23 protein-coding genes are annotated in these 18,329 nt (G+C 69.4%); 9 read left to right on the forward strand and 14 right to left on the reverse strand.

Features of this window, described 5'->3' with window-relative positions:
- The first annotated feature begins 18 nt into the window (after positions 1-18).
- Entirely contained in the window at positions 19-1,278 is a 1,260-nt protein-coding gene (locus tag ACFQUZ_RS05760) for an MFS transporter (protein ID WP_377438508.1), read from the forward strand.
- A gap of 45 nt (positions 1,279-1,323) precedes the next feature.
- On the opposite strand, the gene ACFQUZ_RS05765 is transcribed toward ACFQUZ_RS05760, so the two are convergent.
- Both ACFQUZ_RS05765 and ACFQUZ_RS05770 read right to left on the reverse strand, forming a co-directional pair.
- Positions 1,324-1,446: a hypothetical protein gene (locus tag ACFQUZ_RS05765; RefSeq protein WP_377438510.1), complete on the reverse strand. Its 123-nt coding sequence runs from the start codon at positions 1,444-1,446 to the stop codon at positions 1,324-1,326.
- A 5-nt stretch (positions 1,447-1,451) separates the two neighbouring features.
- On the reverse strand, positions 1,452-2,414 hold the full coding sequence (locus ACFQUZ_RS05770) for a TIGR03557 family F420-dependent LLM class oxidoreductase (protein WP_377438512.1): 963 nt from the start codon (positions 2,412-2,414) through the stop codon (positions 1,452-1,454).
- A gap of 176 nt (positions 2,415-2,590) precedes the next feature.
- On the opposite strand from ACFQUZ_RS05770, the gene ACFQUZ_RS05775 reads away from it, so the two are divergent.
- Positions 2,591-3,940, forward strand: coding sequence for a cellulase family glycosylhydrolase (locus tag ACFQUZ_RS05775; protein WP_377438513.1), 1,350 nt, complete (start codon positions 2,591-2,593; stop codon positions 3,938-3,940).
- Between the two features lie 108 nt (positions 3,941-4,048).
- On the opposite strand, the gene ACFQUZ_RS05780 is transcribed toward ACFQUZ_RS05775, so the two are convergent.
- From ACFQUZ_RS05780 to ACFQUZ_RS05790, 3 genes are all read right to left on the reverse strand, one after another.
- A complete protein-coding gene (locus tag ACFQUZ_RS05780) occupies positions 4,049-4,417 on the reverse strand; it encodes a hypothetical protein (protein ID WP_377438515.1) in 369 nt (122 codons plus the stop codon).
- Positions 4,414-4,803, reverse strand: a complete 390-nt coding sequence (locus tag ACFQUZ_RS05785; protein WP_377438516.1) for a hypothetical protein — start codon at positions 4,801-4,803, stop codon at positions 4,414-4,416. Before ACFQUZ_RS05785 ends, ACFQUZ_RS05780 begins: the two co-directional genes overlap by 4 nt.
- Positions 4,804-5,030: 227 nt before the next feature.
- The gene (locus ACFQUZ_RS05790; protein ID WP_377438517.1) at positions 5,031-5,897 is read right to left on the reverse strand and encodes a CPBP family intramembrane glutamic endopeptidase; all 867 of its coding nucleotides are present in this window, start codon (positions 5,895-5,897) and stop codon (positions 5,031-5,033) included.
- 347 nt (positions 5,898-6,244) lie between these two features.
- On the opposite strand from ACFQUZ_RS05790, the gene ACFQUZ_RS05795 reads away from it, so the two are divergent.
- On the forward strand, positions 6,245-6,889 hold the full coding sequence (locus ACFQUZ_RS05795; RefSeq protein WP_377438519.1) for a DUF3455 domain-containing protein: 645 nt from the start codon (positions 6,245-6,247) through the stop codon (positions 6,887-6,889).
- Positions 6,890-6,947: 58 nt separating this feature from the next.
- On the opposite strand, the gene ACFQUZ_RS05800 is transcribed toward ACFQUZ_RS05795, so the two are convergent.
- On the reverse strand, positions 6,948-7,247 hold the full coding sequence (locus tag ACFQUZ_RS05800) for a hypothetical protein (RefSeq protein WP_377438522.1): 300 nt from the start codon (positions 7,245-7,247) through the stop codon (positions 6,948-6,950).
- Positions 7,248-7,386: 139 nt separating this feature from the next.
- Between ACFQUZ_RS05800 and ACFQUZ_RS05805 the strand changes: the two genes are divergently transcribed.
- A complete protein-coding gene (locus tag ACFQUZ_RS05805) occupies positions 7,387-7,659 on the forward strand; it encodes a GlsB/YeaQ/YmgE family stress response membrane protein (protein ID WP_377438524.1) in 273 nt (90 codons plus the stop codon).
- Positions 7,660-7,690: 31 nt separating this feature from the next.
- Here the strand turns inward: ACFQUZ_RS05805 and ACFQUZ_RS05810 are convergent, their stop codons facing one another.
- Positions 7,691-7,951 carry a hypothetical protein gene (locus tag ACFQUZ_RS05810; protein ID WP_377438526.1) on the reverse strand — a complete coding sequence of 87 codons (261 nt, stop codon included), beginning with the start codon at positions 7,949-7,951 and terminating at the stop codon, positions 7,691-7,693.
- 38 nt (positions 7,952-7,989) lie between these two features.
- On the reverse strand, positions 7,990-8,250 hold the full coding sequence (locus ACFQUZ_RS05815; protein WP_377438528.1) for a DivIVA domain-containing protein: 261 nt from the start codon (positions 8,248-8,250) through the stop codon (positions 7,990-7,992).
- 446 nt (positions 8,251-8,696) lie between these two features.
- Here ACFQUZ_RS05815 and ACFQUZ_RS05820 point away from each other — a divergent pair, with 446 nt between their 5' ends.
- Positions 8,697-9,563, forward strand: a complete 867-nt coding sequence (locus ACFQUZ_RS05820; protein ID WP_377438530.1) for a helix-turn-helix domain-containing protein — start codon at positions 8,697-8,699, stop codon at positions 9,561-9,563.
- Positions 9,563-9,781, forward strand: a complete 219-nt coding sequence (locus ACFQUZ_RS05825; RefSeq protein ID WP_377438533.1) for a DUF397 domain-containing protein — start codon at positions 9,563-9,565, stop codon at positions 9,779-9,781. Before ACFQUZ_RS05820 ends, ACFQUZ_RS05825 begins: the two co-directional genes overlap by 1 nt.
- Positions 9,782-9,999: 218 nt before the next feature.
- Here ACFQUZ_RS05825 and ACFQUZ_RS05830 read toward each other — a convergent pair whose 3' ends face one another.
- Both ACFQUZ_RS05830 and ACFQUZ_RS05835 read right to left on the reverse strand, forming a co-directional pair.
- Positions 10,000-10,428, reverse strand: a complete 429-nt coding sequence (locus tag ACFQUZ_RS05830; protein WP_377438846.1) for a hypothetical protein — start codon at positions 10,426-10,428, stop codon at positions 10,000-10,002.
- Between the two features lie 187 nt (positions 10,429-10,615).
- A complete protein-coding gene (locus ACFQUZ_RS05835) occupies positions 10,616-11,251 on the reverse strand; it encodes a hypothetical protein (RefSeq protein WP_377438536.1) in 636 nt (211 codons plus the stop codon).
- 159 nt (positions 11,252-11,410) lie between these two features.
- Between ACFQUZ_RS05835 and ACFQUZ_RS05840 the strand changes: the two genes are divergently transcribed.
- Entirely contained in the window at positions 11,411-12,127 is a 717-nt protein-coding gene (locus ACFQUZ_RS05840) for a hypothetical protein (RefSeq protein WP_377438538.1), read from the forward strand.
- 13 nt (positions 12,128-12,140) lie between these two features.
- Here the strand turns inward: ACFQUZ_RS05840 and ACFQUZ_RS05845 are convergent, their stop codons facing one another.
- The 3 genes from ACFQUZ_RS05845 to ACFQUZ_RS05855 are packed head-to-tail and all read right to left on the reverse strand — an operon-like array spanning position 12,141 to position 15,600.
- Positions 12,141-12,401, reverse strand: a complete 261-nt coding sequence (locus ACFQUZ_RS05845; RefSeq protein WP_377438540.1) for a hypothetical protein — start codon at positions 12,399-12,401, stop codon at positions 12,141-12,143.
- A gap of 35 nt (positions 12,402-12,436) precedes the next feature.
- Positions 12,437-13,129, reverse strand: coding sequence for a hypothetical protein (locus tag ACFQUZ_RS05850; RefSeq protein WP_377438543.1), 693 nt, complete (start codon positions 13,127-13,129; stop codon positions 12,437-12,439).
- Positions 13,126-15,600: an FtsK/SpoIIIE domain-containing protein gene (locus ACFQUZ_RS05855; RefSeq protein WP_377438848.1), complete on the reverse strand. Its 2,475-nt coding sequence runs from the start codon at positions 15,598-15,600 to the stop codon at positions 13,126-13,128. The genes ACFQUZ_RS05850 and ACFQUZ_RS05855 overlap by 4 nt, the downstream gene beginning before the upstream one ends.
- A 482-nt stretch (positions 15,601-16,082) precedes the next feature.
- Here ACFQUZ_RS05855 and ACFQUZ_RS05860 point away from each other — a divergent pair, with 482 nt between their 5' ends.
- On the forward strand, positions 16,083-17,066 hold the full coding sequence (locus tag ACFQUZ_RS05860) for a sporulation protein (protein ID WP_377438545.1): 984 nt from the start codon (positions 16,083-16,085) through the stop codon (positions 17,064-17,066).
- A 170-nt stretch (positions 17,067-17,236) separates the two neighbouring features.
- On the opposite strand, the gene ACFQUZ_RS05865 is transcribed toward ACFQUZ_RS05860, so the two are convergent.
- On the reverse strand, positions 17,237-17,617 hold the full coding sequence (locus ACFQUZ_RS05865; RefSeq protein WP_377438547.1) for a hypothetical protein: 381 nt from the start codon (positions 17,615-17,617) through the stop codon (positions 17,237-17,239).
- A gap of 209 nt (positions 17,618-17,826) precedes the next feature.
- Between ACFQUZ_RS05865 and ACFQUZ_RS05870 the strand changes: the two genes are divergently transcribed.
- Positions 17,827-18,237 (forward strand): hypothetical protein, encoded by a 411-nt coding sequence (locus ACFQUZ_RS05870; RefSeq protein WP_377438549.1) that lies wholly within the window; start codon positions 17,827-17,829, stop codon positions 18,235-18,237.
- Positions 18,238-18,329 lie beyond the last annotated feature (92 nt).

Below are 18,329 nucleotides of genomic sequence, written 5' to 3' on the forward strand. Positions count from 1 at the left end.
CGACCGCATGCTCGCCGGGTGAATCGGGATTGGCGTCTGTTGTGGACTGCCTCGACCGTCTCCGGTCTGGGCGATGGTGTGTTCGTCGCGGTACTGCCACTGCTGGCCGCGACCATGACCAGCGATCCGCGGCTGATCGCGGGGATCACCGCGTGGGGAACGCTGCCGTGGCTCCTCACCGCGCTGCCCGCCGGTGCCATCGCGGACCGTGTCGACGGGCGGCGGTCGCTGATCATTGTGGAGGTGTGCCAGGCGCTGCTGGTCGGCACGTTGGCCGTCGTGTCGATGGCGGGAGCCGGGACGATGGCGGTGCTCTACGCGGTGGCGTTCGCGTTGGGCACCGCGGAAACGTTCGCGAAGGTCGCGGTGCAGAAACTCGTTCCGGCAGTGGTGCCGCCGCGCCGATTGGAGGTGGCCAACGGTCAGCAGAACGCCTCATTGTTCACGGTGAAGCTCTTCCTCGGTCCGCCGATCGGAGCGCTGCTGTTCTCGGTCTCCGCGGCGCTACCGCTGTGGCTCGACGCCGCCACGTTCGCTGTCTCCGTGGCCCTGGTGACCCGCCTGCGGGTGCGCACCCGGCAGGTCTCGGGCACGCGCTGGTCACCGATTGGCGACATCCGGGAGGGGGTCCGGTGGCTCGCCCGGCACCGCCTGCTCCGGACGCTGACGCTGCTGGCCGGCGTGGCGAACCTGGCGAACTTCATGACCGTCTCGACGCTTGTGCTCTTCGCCCGCGACCGGCTTGGCCTGGACGAGGCCGGGTACGGCGTCCTGCTCGGCGCCATGGCGGTCGGCGGCGTGCTGGGCAGCCTGGTCAGCGGCCGGATCATAGCCCGGTTCGGTGGGCGCGCGGTCGCCACCGCCACCATCTTCGCCACACCTACGGCGATGCTGGGCGTGGCGTTTCTCGCCGTGGACCTGGTCAGCATGGCGGCGCTCTCGACCGTCAGTTCCTGCGGCGCGTCCCTGTGGAACGTCGCGTCGGCCTCGGTACGGCAGCGCACCGTGCCGAGCGGGTTGGTCGGGCGGGTGAGCAGCGTCGGGCTGATGGTCTCCTGGGGAGCGCAGCCGGTGGGGGCGCTGCTCGGCGGGCTGATCGCCGCCTCGTCCCTCGGGCTCGCGGCGCCCTGGATCATCGCCGGTGCGCTGCGCCTGCTGGCCGCCGTGGCGGCGCTTCCGGCGCTGCGCACCTGGCCGAAGGCGGCGGACGACGGATCGGAACTGGGCGGGCTCACCGCTGACCGGCCTGCCGCCGGCTCCGCCCCCGCCGACCGCTGACCACCGACCGCTGACCACCGACCGCTGACCGCTGACCGCCGACGCTCAGCGCAGCGCGACGTTGAGCAGCACGGTCAGCAGGATCGAGCCGACCACCGAGAACAGGATCATCAGCAGGCAGCCCAGTCCGCCGCCCAGCGGCCGGACCTCCACGTTTCCGAAGCGCATGAGTCTCACAGCTCCCGCAGCCGGGGGAGCAGTTCGTCGCGGGCCCAGTCGAGGAACCGCGGCTGGTGGTCGCCACCGATCTGCACGATCGCCACGTCGGTGAACCCCGCGTCGACGTACTTCTTGAAGGCGGCGACGTGCGCCTCGGTGTCCGGGCCGCAGGAGATGTTCTGCGCGACGTCGTCCTCGCGGACGTACGCGGTGGCGGCCTCGAACGAGGCCGGCGCCGGCAGGTCGGCGTTGACCTTCCAGCCGAGTCCGAACCAGCGGAACTGGTCGTGTGCGATCTTGCGGCACTCGTCCTCGTCCGGGCCGTAGCAGATGGCGACCTGGCCGTAGCGTGGCTTCCCGGCGCCGCCGGCCCGGTCGTACGAGTCGACGAGGTTCGCCAGCGGCTCGGTGGCGATCATCGCGTCGGCGTACTCGCTGGCGAGATCGACCGATGACGGCCCGGAGACCGCGACGGCGAGCGGCACCGGCGTTTCGGGCCGGTCCCAGAGGTACGCCTCGGGCACCTCGTAGTGGTCGCCGCTGTAGGTGAGCGTCTCGCCGTCGAGCAACGGGCGGATGATCTGTAGCGCCTCCTCGAACATCTCGTGCCGCTGCTGCACGTGGGGCCACGCGCCGACCACGTGTTCGTTGAGGTTCTCGCCGGCGCCCAGCCCGAGGGTGAACCGGCCGTCGGAGAGCAGCCCCAGGGTGGCCGCCTTCTGCGCGACCACGGCGGGGTGGTACCGGCGGGTCGGGCAGGTCACCATGGTCATCAGGCGCATCCGTGAGGTGGCGTGCGCGACGGCTCCGAGCACCGACCAGGCGTACGGCGAGTGGCCCTGGGACTTGAGCCAGGGGTAGTAGTGGTCGGACATCACCGCCAGGTCGAAGCCGGCGTTCTCGGCGCGCTGGGCGTAGTCGACAAGCTGCTTGGGCCCGGCCTGCTCGGTCATCAACGTGTATCCCACAGCGACCACGGGTGGCTCCTCTCTCGACGTCCTCCGGGGACGGGGTACCCCCGGTCGCCGGTCCGAATCGCAGACCTGGACGGGTGGCCTCTTGACCGCCCATTTCGGCTATCGTTAAACTTCGATGACTTAACCGGTTAAGTTGCTGTTAATCCCCCGTCCCCCATCCATTGAGGTGAGGTTCCATGCGCACCCGGCTCCTAGCCACCGCGGTCGCGGGCCTGCTCGCCCTGCTCGCCGCGGTGTTCGTCGCGGTCCAGCCCGCCAACGCCGCGGCCGGCTTCACGGTCCGCGACGGCGTCCTGCTGGACGCCAACGGCACCCCCTTCGTCATGCGCGGGGTCAACCACGCGCACACCTGGTATCCCCAACAGACCGGATCGTTCGCGGACATCAAGTCGCTCGGCGCCAACGCGGTACGCGTCGTGCTCAGCAGCGGCGACCGATGGACCCGCAACGACGCCGCCGACGTCACAAACGTGATCAACCTGTGCAAGAACAACCGGCTCATCTGCGTGCTGGAGGTGCACGACACCACCGGGTACGGCGAGCAGAGCGGCGCCATCACCCTCGACCGCGCGGTCGACTACTGGACCAGCATCGCCAGCGCCCTCGCCGGCCAGGAACGCTACGTCATCATCAACATCGGCAACGAGCCGTACGGCAACCAGAACTACGGCTCGTGGGCCGCGGACACCACCCGGGCCATCTCCCGGCTGCGGGCCGCCGGCTTCGACCACACCATCATGGTCGACGCGCCCAACTGGGGCCAGGACTGGTCGAACACCATGCGGGACAACGCGGCCTCGGTCTTCACCAGCGACCCGGACCGCAACACCGTGTTCTCCATCCACATGTACGGGGTGTACGACACGGCCGCCGAGATCAGCGACTACCTGGGCCGGTTCCGGTCGGCCAAGCTGCCCATCGTGGTCGGCGAGTTCGGCCACAACCACTCGGACGGCAACCCCGACGAGGACACCATCCTGTCGTACGCGCAGGCCAACAACATCGGTTACCTGGGCTGGTCGTGGAGCGGCAACGGCGGCGGCGTCGAGTACCTCGACATGGTCACCGGGTTCGACAAGAACCAACTGACCTCCTGGGGTCAGCGGATCTTCAACGGCGCCAACGGGATCCGGCAGACCGCGCGGGAGGCGACCGTCTTCGGCACCCCGCCGACCGACCCGCCCACCGATCCGCCGCCCACCGACCCCACCGACCCGCCTCCCGGGCCGACCGGCTGCACCGCGGCGTACCGGGTGACGAACTCCTGGCCCGGTGGCTTCCAGGGCGAGGTGACCGTCACGGCCGGCAGCGCGGCGATCCGGGGCTGGACCGTCGGCTGGACCCTCACCGGTGGGCAGCAGATCACCCAGTCCTGGAACGCGACACTTACCGTGTCCGGTTCGGCGGTGACCGCGCGCAACGTGTCGTACAACGGCAGCCTCGGCGCGGGCGCCAGCACCACGTTCGGTTTCATCGGCGCCGGCAACCCCGGCAGCGCGCCGACGACGAACTGCACGGCGAGCTGACGCGTACGGTGGTCGGGCATTCCGCCGGATGCCCGACCACCGCCGTTAACGACCGTTGGGCGTCGCCGTGGGTCATGTCCCCTGGGTACGGCCGGGCCAGTGCCCCGGCTATCGGGGGCCGTCTGTCTCGGCGCTCGTGGTCGCGGTCGTCATCGTCCGGCCCCGCACGGCGGCGACGATCAGCAGTCCCATCCCGGCCGCGTTGATGATTGCTCCCATCAGACCGAGCGCGACCAGATCGAGCGGGATGTCGGTGATCCCGGGCATACGTCCATCGTCGACCGCCGCTCCTGCCGTTGTTAGCCCGTCCTCCACGATGTCCGAGAACCACAGTGCTGCGGCGTAGTCGACCACGAGAACCGTCAGGCCGCTGATGGCCGCTCCGGCCGCAGCTCCCAGTTGGCGACGCCGCAGGATCGCGACGACCAGGCCGCCGATGATGGTGACGGGATACGGCACGGACCAGAGGTCGATCATCGGGTGCCTCCACTCAGCGAGTCACCGACGCTGGGCAGGTCGGATTCCGCATCGGCGCGATCGGCGCTCACCGGCCGACGGCCCATGAAAACGGCGATGACCAGGAGTAACAACCCGGCGATGTCCAACCTCTGGACGGTGGTTCCGATCGCGTCGCCCCATGCGCTGAGCGCTATCAGGCCATCCGTGTCCATGGAAAACGCCATGTGAAACAGGTAGCCGAGGTACGCGGTACTTCCTACCTGTGCCACCAGCAACATCACCAAAGCGCCCGCCACCAGCCAGGTCAGCGAACGGAGCCGTCGCCGCCGCGCCAGCACAAGAGCCAAGCCGACGAGCAGCACAAGAACCGAAGGAAGTGTTACGAGAGCAAGCATCGAGATCATCTGGGCTCCCCGTGATCCGCCCGGATAGTGGTTGAGTGTGCCCGCCGAGCCAAGCGTCAAGATCATAATCGGGTGGTCCTGGGAGAACAATCCCCATATCCGGTCGCTCGCTGACGTGATGAAACCCGGCGGCGATGATTGCCCTAATGTGCCGCCACCCAATGGGGCCGCTTCCAGGCGACGCCGATGGGCCATTCGATGACAGCGTTCTGCCTGCGTACGCCTGGCTACCCGGGCGGGCCGTGGGTGGCGCTTACCGCACGACGATCGGTGCCGGCGCCGGCGCCGATGCTGGCGCTGGCACCGGGGCGGAAGGCGGCGGACCGCAGCAACGGTACACAGACCAGGGCCAGCGCCACATTGGTGCAGATCATGTTCTGGACGACCGTGAGCTGGCCCGTCCCGGTGAACAGCTGCTCGGTGAGCAGCCCCATCACCATGTTGTTGCCGGCGTGAGCCAGGCTGGTGACCCACACCGAACCGGTCCGGGCGTAGAACCAGCACAACATCACCTGGAACAGCATGAACGTCAGTGTCCACAGAACCATGCTGACGGAGTGGTCGGCGAACTCGACATAGCCGAGGTAGGCGAGCGGGTAGTGCCACACCGCCCAGATGAACCCGGTCGCGACCATCGACGTCCGGGGTCGGCCCGGCACCAGGCGGGGCCAGAGGAAGCTGGTCCAGCCGAACTCCTCGCCGAAGTAGATCGGCGTCAACACCAGTTGCAGGATCAGCAGCAGCACGATGCCGCCCGCCCCGCCCGCCGGCGACAGATCCGGCCGCCACCACCCGACGGCGGCGGCGCAGCCCAGGGCGAGGAGTGTGACGGCGAGCGGCGCGACCCAGGCGAGCAGCCAGTGCCGCCACGCCGCGCGGAGCCGCAACCGCAGACCGGCACCGGCGAACCCCTCCCGGGTCACCCACCGCCGCGCCACCACGGCGCCGACTGCGGGCATGACCGCCACCGGAAGTTGCACAAGCGGATTCACCAGCGACCAGTCCATCACCAACCGGGCGAAGAACAGGTACGGCCACGTTCCGCCGAACGCGATGAGCAAGAAGACGACGATTCCCCGTACGCGAAGCGACATGCCGTTGAGTCGATCATCGCGGAGTCGGTGGGATCACTACGGCTGGACCGCCGATTGGGGGTGGGCCCAGGCGTAGGACCCGCCTACCGCCGGGCCCCACTTCTGGTTTGCGCCGGTGCACGTCCCAAGGTCGACTCGATGTCGGCGAAGTAGCGGGGTGGGCGACGGTCCGACACCCCTGGATCGCCGACGTCGAGTCGATCAGCGGGACGGTTCGAGTCGATCACATGATCGTTTCAGATGGTGCGATTGCCGGTCGACGGGAAGCCTGGGCCGCGCGTCGAGACGCTCCGTATTGGACTTTGGCGGGGACAGCCCATCGAGTGGCCAGCCATGAGGAGGCAAACATGCCGAGGTCCATTCGCATTCGTACGCTCATGGTGGCCGGCCTGGCGGCCTGCGTCGGCGCCGTCGCCGCGGGTGCCCATCCCGCGACGGCGTCCGCGAAGGCGGAACCCGCGCCGCAACCGGCTTCCGCGACGACCGCGACGACCCCGTTGACCGCGTTGACCGCGACAACCGAGACGACAGGGGTGGCCGTCACCCAGCTCCTCCCGGACGCCGTCAAGCCCCCGGCCGGGTCCCGGCCGATCGGCGCGTACCTGGTCAGCCGCGGTACCCAGGACTACACCTGCGTGGTCCCCGGCGGCGCCGACACCGGCGCCTTCACGGACGCCTCCGTGCCGGAGGCGGAACTCGTCGGCACCGGCGGCTGGATCCACCACTTCGCGGGACCGAGCTGGCAGTCCCGGCGGGACGGGTCACTGGTGACCGCGACCAGGGTCGCCTCCTCGCCCCGACCGGGCGCCATCCCGGAACTGCTGCTCGAAGTGGCCGCGCGTTCCGGCGCCGGCATCCTGTCCCGCGCCGACTACATCAGCCGGCTGTTCACCTCGGGCGGATTGGCGCCGACGGGCAGCTGCGTCCCGGGCGAGACGGTGCGGGTCCCGTATGGCGCGGTCTACGTATTCTGGGACGCGCCCACCGCCTGATAGCGACGCTGCGTCGGTCGTCTCGGCGGGCGCCCCACGCCTCAGCCTGCTGCGAAGGTCATCGGGCGAGCACGGGAGAGGCGAGGCCGAGCACGCCGCGGTACCCCCCGACGTACCGCCGCAACCGGGCGTCGAGGTCGGCGCGGAGCTGGACCGCGTCGGGATGGTCGGGGTGCGCGGCCAACCCCTCCTCCCGGCCCGCCAGCCACGTCGACTCGAAGTCGTCCCACTCCCGCTGGTCGGTGGTGCTGAGATGCAGAACGCGGGGCGGCGGCCGGGATGGCGAGCCGGTCGAGCAGCAGGGCGGCGTGGTCCTCGGAGAGCGGGGAGTTCCATCGCATGCGGCGGTGCCGGGCATCGGCGAGATCATCAACAGGAGGCATCGGCGAGTCTGCCGGCCCCGGTCCACGTCGCATCCGATTTACGGTAATGCGCGGCCCCACCGGGGCCTGGGTCGTTATCCATGGAGACCCATGTGGGGTCGGAGGGAGTTGACCGTGACCATCACCGGCATCATCGTGGCCATTCTCGTCGGCCTGCTCATCGGCGCGCTGGGCCGGCTCCTGGTCCCCGGCCGGCAGAACCTGCCGATCTGGCTCACCATCGCGATCGGCATCGTGGCCGCGCTGCTGGGCAGCCTGTTCGCGTACGCCGTCGGTGTCGGCGACACGGAAGGCTTCGACTGGATCGAGTTCATCTTCCAGGTCGCCTTCGCGGCTGTCGGGGTCGCGCTGATGAGCGGCTTCTACGGCCGCCGGGGGCGGCGCTGACTGGCCGCCATGGGCAGTTCGCGCGGCACCGTCAGAGCGCGGCGTCGTACCTCCGGAGCTGGTCGATTGCGGCCTTGACCCGCTCGGCACCCTGGTCGAACCGGTTCCGGGCGCCGGTCAGCTTGCCGATGGCGCCCCGGCAGGCCGGCTGCCGGGTGCCAGCCGACAGCGCCTCCAGCGTCGCAATGGCCTTGTCGACCAGGATCGCGGCGGCGCTGAGCTGCATGAGTGCCCGCTCCGCCTCGGATGTCGCGGTCGCCAGGCCCGTCCTGATGTCGCCGATCGTCGCCATCGTGTCCTCCTCTGGTTGTGGTGGTACGTCGTCGGGTGTCATAGCCGGTTCCACCGGTCGTTAGGCCGTTGCCGGTCGCGTAGGGCCCGCTTGAGCCGTGCGTTCTCCTCGACCACCCGGCCCAGTTCCTGGTTGAGCGCCGCCAGCTCGTACGCGACCCTCCGCAGAAACTGCCGAACCTCCCGCGGGTCGAGGCCGCGCCGCCCGATGAATGTCACCCGGAACTGGCGGTTCCGGACGTGTCGGGGATGCAGCCGAGGCGGCGCGTCGGCGCCGTAGACCGTGCCGCGAAAGCTCATCGCGTACCTCGCTGTCCTGTCGAACGTGGATGGTGGTCCGCGCGGCGCCGGCACCGCGCGGACCGCCCGCACCGGCGACCGCAGCCTTCTTCGGCGGGTACGGCGGCCGGGCAGCAAATGGTTTCGGATTTCTGTGTATGTCGGGGTCGCGTGTCGCGGCCTGGTCGTGATAGATATGTCGTCAAGTCGGTTCGGAGCCGGGATGAATGCCCATCCCGACGCTCTAGTTGAGACCCGCCGAGTGCCGGTATGCGTCTGCCACACGCGAAGCCCGCTCTCGACACCTTCTCGGCTGTTGGCACAGCCGCGGTCATCGTGTTTGCACCGGGTGTCCCCGGGGGCCGGTGATCACCTTTCACCCGACAGCCACATTTCCAGTGGCGTCGCTTTTGGTGCAAGAACACCAAACGACATCGTTACGAGAATCTGTGCCAGAGAGGTGAGGAATGCCGGTCAGGAAAGAGTCGTTCGTGCAGACACTACGGGCTCAGTGGCTTGGTCAGCAGATGCGTGAGCTGCGGGAGCAGCGTGGCTACACGCTCAAGCAGGCGGCCGAGTTTCTGGAGCGTGACTTCTCGTCGGTGGCCCGGTACGAGCGGGCCGAGTGGCCGTTCCGTCGAGGCGTGGTGGTCTCTCTGCTCGACCTCTATGGCGAGCACGGCCAGCGGGAGCGGGCACGACTGATCCAGTTGGCCGAGGACGCCTGGCGCACCGACAGATGGGACGACGACTATGACGAGTTGGTGGATGCCTCCTTTATCGACTTTCCTTGGCTGGAATCCAGGGCGGTGCACATCTGCTCCTTCGACGCCATGCTGATGCCGGGCCTCATGCAGACACCGCATTATGCCGAGGCGGTGATTCGTAACGCCGAGGGGGCGAAGGCCACGGACTTCTCGGTGGGCAAGTGGCTGCAACTGCGGATGGACCGCCAGCGGATCCTGGACCGCGAACCGCCGGTCCGGATCTCGGCGGTCATCGATGAAAGTGTCCTACGGCGCCCGATCGGGGACGCGGCGTTGATGCGGGACCAACTCGCCCACCTCGGGGAGCTGCTGCGGCGTCCCACCATCAAGGTCCGGATCCTGCCAATGAGCGTCGGCCTACACCCCGGGCTTGACGGGTCCTTTGTCCTGTTTCGAATGCCGAAGCCCTATCCAGAGGTGGCCTACGCGGAGACCCTCAGCGGCCGCCTCTTCATGGAGTCACCGAAGTCGAAACGGTATGCGGACGCGTACGATCGACTCGTGGCGATGGCGCTTGATGAGAGCGAGTCGGCGAAGCTGATCATGACCATTGCGGAGGAGTTGTGATGACCGAGAACATGCCACCCGTGGCCTGGCACATCAGCACGAGGAGCAACAGCAACGGTGGGAGCTGTGTGGAGGCCGGGCCGGTGCTCGACGGGTCGGGACGGGTGGCCGTCCGGCACAGCAAGGCCCCCGACGCGGCGACCATCGTCTACACCCGTGCCGAGTGGGACGCCTTCGTCGGCGGCGTCAAGGACGGCGAGTTCGACTTCACCGCATGATGACGCGACGTGGAGCCCCGGCCGATGTCGTGACCCGAGTCGTCCGGGCACCGGGGCGATATCGGCCTTGATCATCACAGTATCGGGGATGTTGGGGCGTCCACCCTCGACGGACACCCCAACATCCCCGATGTTGTGTTGATCACCTCGGGTCGGCTATCGCCTCATACGTCGATCTACCGGCTGGGCTGGTGGCGCCTGGCCATGCGCCGGTTCGCTCATCCGCCGGCCTTCGCCACCGTGACGAGTTGCTGGCCGACGAGGTCCTGTGCCTGCTTGATCTCGTCGACGCCATCTTCGAGGCGTACGGGTGCCTGGCGGCATGATCGGACGGCGCTGTTGAGCAGGTTGTTGCCGCTGCCAGCGCTGGCCTTCTGGAAATGCGCCTGCGCCTTGTTCACCGAGTCGATGACCTCGGCGACACCTCGCCGGGTCTGTTCCAGGGTCTGAAGGACGGCGGAGAGGTTGGCCAAGACGGCGCCGACCGGGCTCGCCCCCCTGCCGCCGGTGACCCGGTCGAGTCCGGCATTCATGGCCCGGCCGACGAGCCCACCCATCTTCATGCCCGCATAGGCGGCGCCGACCGCGATCAGCGGCGAGGCTCGGTAGCCGACGGCCTCGGCGGCAGCGGTCGCGGCCACTGCGATGCCGGCTCCGGATGCCTTGCCTACCTTCTCGCTGACGTTCTTGATCCCATCCCGCGCCGACTCGATCGCCGTGTCCCGCAGCGCACCCCACCGTCGCGGTCAACGCGCCGATGGCTTTCCCGCGAACATCCGATGCTCGCTCATCTGGAGTGTGGCGCTTATGGGACTTGGACCTCCACCCCATCGGCTACTGCACCGGATCCAGGAAGGCGCATCCCGACGCTATCAACATTGGGATGGTGACTGCTGCCTGGCTCGCCGCCTGGGAAGCAGTCAGACGTTCCAGATCCTCGCCGGCTTGGATATCTCGCTGGTTGTCCTCGTCGAGCCCAGTGCAGGCGTCCCACAAGGAGCCCTCCGTGGATGAGAACGCCCAGATGCCGTACATGACACCGGTGACCTTGACCAGGGAGATGCCGTTGTGGCCGATGTGCCGGCGGTCGGGTTCCTCTGGGGTGTTGCCCATGCCCTCGGCCAGCGGGAACAGCTTGATACGGCGGAACGGTTCGGCCAGGTCGCCATCGGTGTCGTACTCGATGAGCAGGCGTCGTTCGATCAGCCGGTCGATGACCGGCTCCGGGTTCGCGGGTCCGGTGCCGGCGGCAATGACGTCGTGGTGCAGGGTGTCCCGGTTGACCTCCAGCCGGGAGTGGCGTTCCGGGTCGACGAAGGCGCGTCCCCACACCTGGAACTCCTCGTCGGTCAGTTCCTCGGAGTCGATGCCGAGCCGCACCTCCCAGTATTCGGGGTTCGGATCCGGCGGGGTGACGTACCGGTAGGAGGGGCCGAGGTTGAGACCGACGGGGACGATGACCTTGGGCATCGGCGGACCTTCCGGGTGCGGGCGTTGTCAGCGGGTCACGCTGCCATGCGATCAGTGGTGGGCGCAACGACCTCAGCCGATGTACGACAAATCCCATCGGTCCGCCGGAACGCGGCCCGGTGACTTGAACCGGTGCCGGCCAGTTTCAAGAATGGCGCGGTGGATCCCACCGACCTGAAAACGCGGGCCCTCGCACTGCGGGCCGCCGGCAACACACCCAAGCAGATCGCCCGAGCGCTGGGCGTTCCCCGGGCCAGGGCCACCGCACTGGTACGCGGCGTCCCGGTGGCCAAGCCGAAGCGGCCGGAACCTGCCGACCTGCCGCTGGTCGGGTGCTGGATCACCCGGCAGTGGAGCAATGGCCTCACTATCGCCGATCGGCCCGCCGACTGGCTCGACGACGCCGAACTTCCGCCGCTCGCGATGGGCGCCGGGTTGGCCAGCGTCGCCGTGGCCCGGGAGAACGACACCAACGGCATCACCGTGGGCGGCTTCCTGGTCGACACCTACTGCCTCGGCGCGAAGAACGCCCTCCGGGAGAACCTGGTCGATCGGGAAGACCTGATGTTCTACCTGGACGAGTTCTTCGGCGGCTACGACACCGAACCGCTCGCCGCCCCGATCTCTCTCGCCCGCGAGGTGGTGTTCGGCGCCGTGGATTACGCCCGTGGCCTCGGCTTCGACCCGCATCCGGACTTCCGGCTCGCGGCACCGTACCTCGGCAGCTGGCAGCCACCCGGGCGGATCACATTCGGCCGCGAGGGCAAACCGTTCTTCCAACAGGGCCCGTACGACGACCCGGACCGCGTCATGCGGACCCTGGACCGGACGATCGGCCCTGGCGACTACCACTTTTCGGTGGTGGCGACGGAGTGAGCCCGTACGGGCATCACAGGACGGCGTTGTACTTCTCCGTCTGCGCGATGGCCGCCTGGATCAGGCCGGCACCCTCGCCGAACTTCTGCTTGGCGGCGCTGAGCTTGCCGATGGCGCCCATCACGGCGGGCTGCTGGGTGCCGGCGGCCAACGCCTGAAGCACGGCGATGGCCTTGTCCACCTGGGCGTTCACCCCGGCGAGTTGGGCGAGCGCGGTGTCGGCCTCGGACTTGCCGTGGGCCAGGCCGGCCTTGATGTCTCCGATGGTTGCCATGGGGGTGTCCCTTCCCAGCTTTGATGTGTGGGGATTCAGCCTCGGGTGGCGGCGATGAACATGAACCACAGGATCGGCATGCCGACAAAGCAGATCAGGCCGCCGGCTCGGGTCGACCGGATGCCACCGCCGCCTATCCGGGGCTGCCCGGCGAGCGTGATCGTCAGATAGCCGGCGAAGAACGCGAGAGCCGGCAGTCCACACAGCGACCAGGGCACGAGCTGCCAGGGAACGCGGCCGAGGTCGGCGTCGGGGCTGGCGGCGAACATCAGCAGCGACGCGATGGTGCCCAGGGTCGCGGCGGTGGCGTACACGAGCATGTTGCGGGCCAGCGGGCTGAGGCCCGGCAGCAGCGGCGGCTCGGCCGCGCGGCGGTGTGCCTGTTCGGCGGCGGCGTCGGCCGCGTCGGCGGCGGCCGTGGCTCGACGCAACGCCTCCGCCGGGTCCGTCACCGCGCTCGGCGCGACCCCGGCGAGGTGCGGATCGGGTAGCCGCAGGGTGCCCGCCAGTTGCTGGAGGTGCTGCCGCTGCACCGCGAGTCGGTGGGTGAGTTGATCGACCGCGGCCTGACCGGCGCGGGTGGTCGCGGCCTGCTGGTCCGCGCGGGTCCGTTCGTCGCGCAGCAACGCCGCCAGCCGGCGGGCGTTCTCGGTGTACGCGGCCCAGTCGGCCGGTCGGGGCGCCGGTCCGTCACCGGGGCGTACGGGATGAAAACGCGGTCCTGTCATGGCAGGTCGTCCATTTCGGCAAGGGTGCCCGGCCGGACGTAGGGGACGATCAGCGTCCGTCGGTTGTCGTGCCGGTCGATCAACAGCGCCCGGTTGGGCCGGGACTGCCAGTCGGTGGAATAGTCGCCGAGCAGCGAACCCACCTCGTTGCCGGGAAGGTTGAGGGCCACCAGGTGGGCGACCTCCCCGCCACCGGTGGGGCCGAGGTCGTCGGTGAACCGGCTCAGGGTGCGCCACCAACCGAGCAGGTGGACGCCATGGGTCGGTCCGTTCGACAGCACCTGTCGCAGGTCGTCGTGCCCGGATCGGTAGGTGGTCGGGTCGCTGGCGGCCAGCAGGCTGCTGGCGCTGTCCGCCCCGAAGACGACGAGATAGGTGGTTGGTCCGTCCGGTCGGCCGTCGGAGACCGCCTGAGCCAGGTCGGTCAGCAGCCGGCGCAGCCGCGCGGTGGCGACGCTGTCGCACTCGTGGCCGGCCTCGGTGATCGCCTCGATGGTCGCGTCGGCGGCGTCATCGGCGGCGGCGACCAGTGGCGCCACCAGAAACCGTGCCGTGCCGGGTTGATGCTGGCGGGCCAAGCCGACCGTGGCCGCGTACAGGATGTCGGCCCCGACCTGCGAGGTGCCCAGGATGGCGACGTGGCTGCCCGGGGCGGCTTCCAGGGTGAACCCGGCGGAAGGCAGTCCCACGTCGACCGTGCGGCCGACAAGCGCCCGTCGCCGCCGTACGGCCGCGGACAGCCGTACGAACGTCGGGTCCTGGTCGGGGTGCTGCTCGGCGTAACCGGCGAACACCGCCGGCGGCGAATCCCCGGGCGGTCGGGCGTTCCACAGCAGATGCCGTTGCGTGGCGACCGACCGGGTGTCGGCGTTCGGGAAACGGACGACCCGGTTCGCCCCCGGAATGCCGGCGGCGGCGTTGACCACCGCGCTGCCGACCGGCAGACCGTCGGCGGCGTCGTTTAGCTGGTCGAGCATCCCGCCGCCACCGGCCAGCGCGATCCGCAACGGAAACTGTCCGAAGATCGATTCGGTCTTGGTGAACAGCGCCTCCACCCCGGCGACGGTCTGCGACGCCAGGATCAGGTGGACGCCGTACGAACGGCCCTTGCGCGCCAACTGCTCCAGCAGGCCCGCCGCCTGCCGGGCCACCGTGTCGTTGCCCTCGAACAGCACGTGGAACTCGTCGATCACCGCCACCAGTCGGGGCATCGCCACATCCGGGCGGCCGGTCCGCAGGTCGGCGAGCTTCGTCACCCCGGCCCGCTTCAATTCGCTCGCCCGCCGGCTCATCTCGCGCACCAGGTGCCGCAACACCGCCAGGCCGTACTCACGGTCCGACTCGATGCCGACCGTACGGGCGTGCGGGATCCACGTCGGGTCCACCGCGGTCGGGGTGAACTCGGCGAACGACACGCCCTCCTTGAAGTCGAGCAGATACAGACCCAGCTCGTCGGGGGAGTAGCGCGAGGCCAGGCCGTACAACACGTCCAGCAGGAACACCGTCTTGCCGGAGCCGGTCCGACCACCCACCAGCCAGTGCGGGGTCGTGTCGTCCAACGCCAGGACGCAGTCGGTGTGCCCGTCCCGTCCCACCACCGTCCGAAGTCCGGTGATGGATGACTCCTGCCAGATCTCGGTCGGCATTAACGCTTGGAAGTCGGTCGACGCCCGCACCCGGGCCGTCTTCGCCAGCCGTCGGCAGATCAACTCCACCAGGTCGTCCGGCGGCCCGTCGTCCAGCCGGACGGGGAGCGGCAGGCCGGAACTATCCGGGTTGAACCGGTGTGGTCCGGGTGGCTCCGAGATCGTGAAAAGCCCGCCCTTGACGGCCGTCAATTGGGTCGTACCGTCCAGTCTCGGTGTGGAAGGCCAGCCCGGCGGCTGCGGCGGCGGGTAGCCGGCGAGCAGCAGGTGGACACCCGCCGCCGAACCCGCGTGGGCGATCGCCGCCAACCGCGACCATTCTGTGCGTCCCGCGCCTTCCGGCGGTGCCGCACAGCAGACCAACAGCACTGGCGAGTGCATCGGACCCGTCGGTGCCCGTTCGATCCGGTCCTCGGCCTCGTCGAGGACGCGCTGGAAGCCGGGCAGGTCGGTGGCCGGCCGTGGCCAAGCCTCCGCGTCCATCATGTCCCGGAAGGGGGAGAAGGCCGCACCCAGCGTGGCGCCGTCCACGGTGGCCACCCGAACGGCGTCTTCCGGCAGCGCGGCGAGCACCCGGAGCAGGATCCCACGCAGCCAGCCGGCGACCGCCGCGTCCCGGATATCCGTGTCGATGGCGAGGTGCCCGGCGCCGACGAAGGGGACCACGATGTCGATGGAGGTTCCCGCCACGGGCGTCGTGTCGCCCAGCCGGATGGTCATGGGACGGGTGGGGACGGCGTCGATCCCGGTGGGCAGGTCGAGGGGGGAGGGGTCCCATCGGCAGCCGAGCCAGCCGGGTGCCAGCGTCGGCGCCAACCGCCGCATGTCGGCGGCCAAGCGTCGAGCCTCCGCGCTCGACGGGGACGGCGCCAAGGCCGGTGCGCCGCCCTCCCGCAGTCGGACCCGCGCGGCCTCGACGTGCGACACGGCCTCCCGGTGCGCCGCGACCGCACGCCCGAATGCCGAGGTCACCGACTCCATGGCTGGACTCCTCCGAACCGATCGATCTCGGCCTTTCCCGCGACCATACCCAAGGACGCCACTGTCCGTCAGTCCCGTGTCGCGCTGTGTCAGTCGTCGTCAACGTCAGTCGACCGGCGCTGACGGGCCGCCGTGAACGATTGGCGGTGGCCACCGATTAGCTCCCTGCGGATCTCCGTGCTCGCCGGGCTGCTCGGTTCAGCGATTTCTCAGCCGGTCCGGATAGGATCCGCCGGGACGGCGCGTTACCAGCGCGCCACGGGCGTGACCATCGCGCCTCGACCAGAGCCCGGCCCGCGGCAGCGGGCCCTTCCCAGGAGAGCACCGTGGTCTTCAAGAAGATGTTGAGCGCCTTCGGCGTCGGCGGCCCCAGCGTCGACACCGTCCTGGACAACCCGAACACCCGACCCGGTCTCGCGTTGACCGGTCAGGTGCGGATCAAGGGTGGCTCCCAGTCGGTCGACCTCGACGGCGTCACCCTCTCCCTGGTTACCCGGGTGGAGGTGGAGGGGCACGACACCGAGTACGACGCCATGGTGGAGTTTCACCGCCTGCCGGTCGCCGGGCGGATGCAGCTCGCCGCGGAACAGGACCTGGCCATCCCGTTCCAGTTCCCGGTGCCGTGGGAAACGCCAATCACCGACGTGTACGGCCAGCGACTGCGTGGCATGACGATGGGCCTGCGCACCGAGCTGGCGGTGGCCCGGGCGGTGGACAAGGGCGACCTCGACCACGTCGCGGTGCATCCGCTGCCCATCCACGAACGGATCCTCGAGGCGTTCTCGCGGCTGGGCTTCCAGTTCAAGAACGCCGATCTGGAGCGCGGGCGGATCGCCAACGTGCGGCAGACCCTGCCGTTCTATCAGGAGATCGAGTTCTTCGCCGCGCCGCAGTACGCGCATTCGATGCGTGAGGTCGAGCTGACCTTCGTCACCAACGAGTCCGGCGTGGACATCGTCCTGGAGGCTGACAAGCGGGGCGGTTTCCTCCGGCCTGGCCACGACAGCTACGGGCGCTACTCGGTGCCACACGCCGACACGGACCGGGTGGACTGGACACAGCAGCTCGACGGATGGCTCAACCAGTTGGCCTCCAGCCGTGGCGGGCACGGCTTCGGTGGCCATCCTGGTTACCCGCCGGCCCAGCACGGATACGGTCACGGCCACGGCCGGGGTGGCGGCATGGGGGCAATGGGCGGCATGGTCGCCGGTGGTCTGCTGGGCGTGGCCGGTGGAATGGTGGCCGGCGAAATGATCGAGGACGCGTTCGACGGCGACGGCGGGGACTTCGGCGACTTCGGCGAGGAGTGAGCCGGGCGTACCCAGGTGATCCGGGGGTGGCGGCGCGGACCCGGCCCCCAGGTCGACACTGGCCCTATGCCAACCGGCTACACGACCGCGGCCTCCGGGATGTCCCGGAGGCCGCGGTTCTGGCCGTTGGTGCACCGATGGTCCGTCCACGCGGGACGGACCGCCGGCCACTAACGGCTGCCGTGCCGCCACGAGCTGGCCAGCTTCGCCAGACCGCGGCTACCCAGGTAGGCGATCGTCAGCAGGGTGATCAGCCACCATGCCTGGTTGGCGCGGAACGGGTCCACACCCGTTGCCGGGCTCGTGTCGACCAGGTACGAGGCGAGCAACACACCGCCGACCGCGGCCAGGTAGACCCAGAACTCGGAGGACAACACCGACGGCTTGGTCTCGGTGCCCCGAGCCGGCATCCGTCCGTCGCGCGTCTCCCGGCCGGCCGGCATGTCGTGCGTATGCGCGGACGGCATCTGCCGGGTGGGCATGTCGGGCATCTGCCGTTCGGTATCCGGCATCCGCGCGGTCGCCCTGTTCATCTGCGACTGGGTACTCATCTCTACCTCCTCGGATTCGATGAGTTCGTCGGATTCGAGGAGCATCGCCCCGAACCACCCGGACGCGGCCGTCGCGGACCACGACCAGGCGCCGGTGGGTTTCCCGGTCGGCCGGCGGGCAAACGAATATCGGGTCTGGCCTGGCGTTTATCCGCGCCGGCGGCGGGCACGTCAGCGCTTTTGGCGGTACGACCGCGAGCCGAAGCGAGGTGAGGAACGTGCGAGACGACGCGGCACGGTCGGGGCAGGACATCGGCGGACAGCTCGACCCGGCCGACTACGGGCCGGATGCGGCGGACGAGGTGACGCTGCCCGCCGCGGACGAACGGCGCGAAGCACACGCACACGACATCGACGACCCCGCGGACGCGAGGGTGGATCCGGACGTACTCCGGGACGGAGGACCCACCCGGGGCCACGGCGCCATCACCACAACCGGCGGACGGGCGGGCCCGGCCAACGTGCACCGCAGGCCGCGGACATCGGACCGGGCCGGTGGTCGGGTCGCCCCGACCACCACCGGCGACGCGACCACCGGCGGGATGGACGTCCCGAGCAGCGGATCGACAAGCGACCAGTCCGGCCGGGCCAGCCAGATCGACAACGCCAGCGAACGCTGAGCCGTGCCCGCCCGCGCTCGCCCGCCCGCGCTCGCCCGCCCGCGCTTGCCCGTCTGTTGATCTAGGGCAGATGGTCGTGAGTTGATCTCCAT

Origin of the sequence: Plantactinospora sp. GCM10030261, from assembly GCF_042666615.1 — a bacterium.
GTDB lineage: Bacteria > Actinomycetota > Actinomycetes > Mycobacteriales > Micromonosporaceae > KBS50.

What these genes read in the sequence shown, in the direction of transcription:
- ACFQUZ_RS05765 (WP_377438510.1), bottom strand. Translation starts at nt 1,446, where the DNA reads ATGCGCTTCGGAAACGTGGAGGTCCGGCCGCTGGGCGGCGGACTGGGC.
- ACFQUZ_RS05775 (WP_377438513.1), top strand. Translation starts at nt 2,591, where the DNA reads ATGCGCACCCGGCTCCTAGCCACCGCGGTCGCGGGCCTGCTCGCCCTG.
- ACFQUZ_RS05780 (WP_377438515.1), bottom strand. Translation starts at nt 4,417, where the DNA reads ATGATCGACCTCTGGTCCGTGCCGTATCCCGTCACCATCATCGGCGGC.
- ACFQUZ_RS05785 (WP_377438516.1), bottom strand. Translation starts at nt 4,803, where the DNA reads ATGATCTCGATGCTTGCTCTCGTAACACTTCCTTCGGTTCTTGTGCTG.
- ACFQUZ_RS05790 (WP_377438517.1), bottom strand. Translation starts at nt 5,897, where the DNA reads ATGTCGCTTCGCGTACGGGGAATCGTCGTCTTCTTGCTCATCGCGTTC.
- ACFQUZ_RS05795 (WP_377438519.1), top strand. Translation starts at nt 6,245, where the DNA reads ATGCCGAGGTCCATTCGCATTCGTACGCTCATGGTGGCCGGCCTGGCG.
- ACFQUZ_RS05800 (WP_377438522.1), bottom strand. Translation starts at nt 7,247, where the DNA reads ATGCCCGGCACCGCCGCATGCGATGGAACTCCCCGCTCTCCGAGGACC.
- ACFQUZ_RS05810 (WP_377438526.1), bottom strand. Translation starts at nt 7,951, where the DNA reads ATGGCGACGATCGGCGACATCAGGACGGGCCTGGCGACCGCGACATCC.
- ACFQUZ_RS05815 (WP_377438528.1), bottom strand. Translation starts at nt 8,250, where the DNA reads ATGAGCTTTCGCGGCACGGTCTACGGCGCCGACGCGCCGCCTCGGCTG.
- ACFQUZ_RS05820 (WP_377438530.1), top strand. Translation starts at nt 8,697, where the DNA reads ATGCCGGTCAGGAAAGAGTCGTTCGTGCAGACACTACGGGCTCAGTGG.
- ACFQUZ_RS05825 (WP_377438533.1), top strand. Translation starts at nt 9,563, where the DNA reads ATGACCGAGAACATGCCACCCGTGGCCTGGCACATCAGCACGAGGAGC.
- ACFQUZ_RS05835 (WP_377438536.1), bottom strand. Translation starts at nt 11,251, where the DNA reads ATGCCCAAGGTCATCGTCCCCGTCGGTCTCAACCTCGGCCCCTCCTAC.
- ACFQUZ_RS05845 (WP_377438540.1), bottom strand. Translation starts at nt 12,401, where the DNA reads ATGGCAACCATCGGAGACATCAAGGCCGGCCTGGCCCACGGCAAGTCC.
- ACFQUZ_RS05850 (WP_377438543.1), bottom strand. Translation starts at nt 13,129, where the DNA reads ATGACAGGACCGCGTTTTCATCCCGTACGCCCCGGTGACGGACCGGCG.
- ACFQUZ_RS05855 (WP_377438848.1), bottom strand. Translation starts at nt 15,600, where the DNA reads ATGCGGCGGTTGGCGCCGACGCTGGCACCCGGCTGGCTCGGCTGCCGA.
- ACFQUZ_RS05865 (WP_377438547.1), bottom strand. Translation starts at nt 17,617, where the DNA reads ATGAGTACCCAGTCGCAGATGAACAGGGCGACCGCGCGGATGCCGGAT.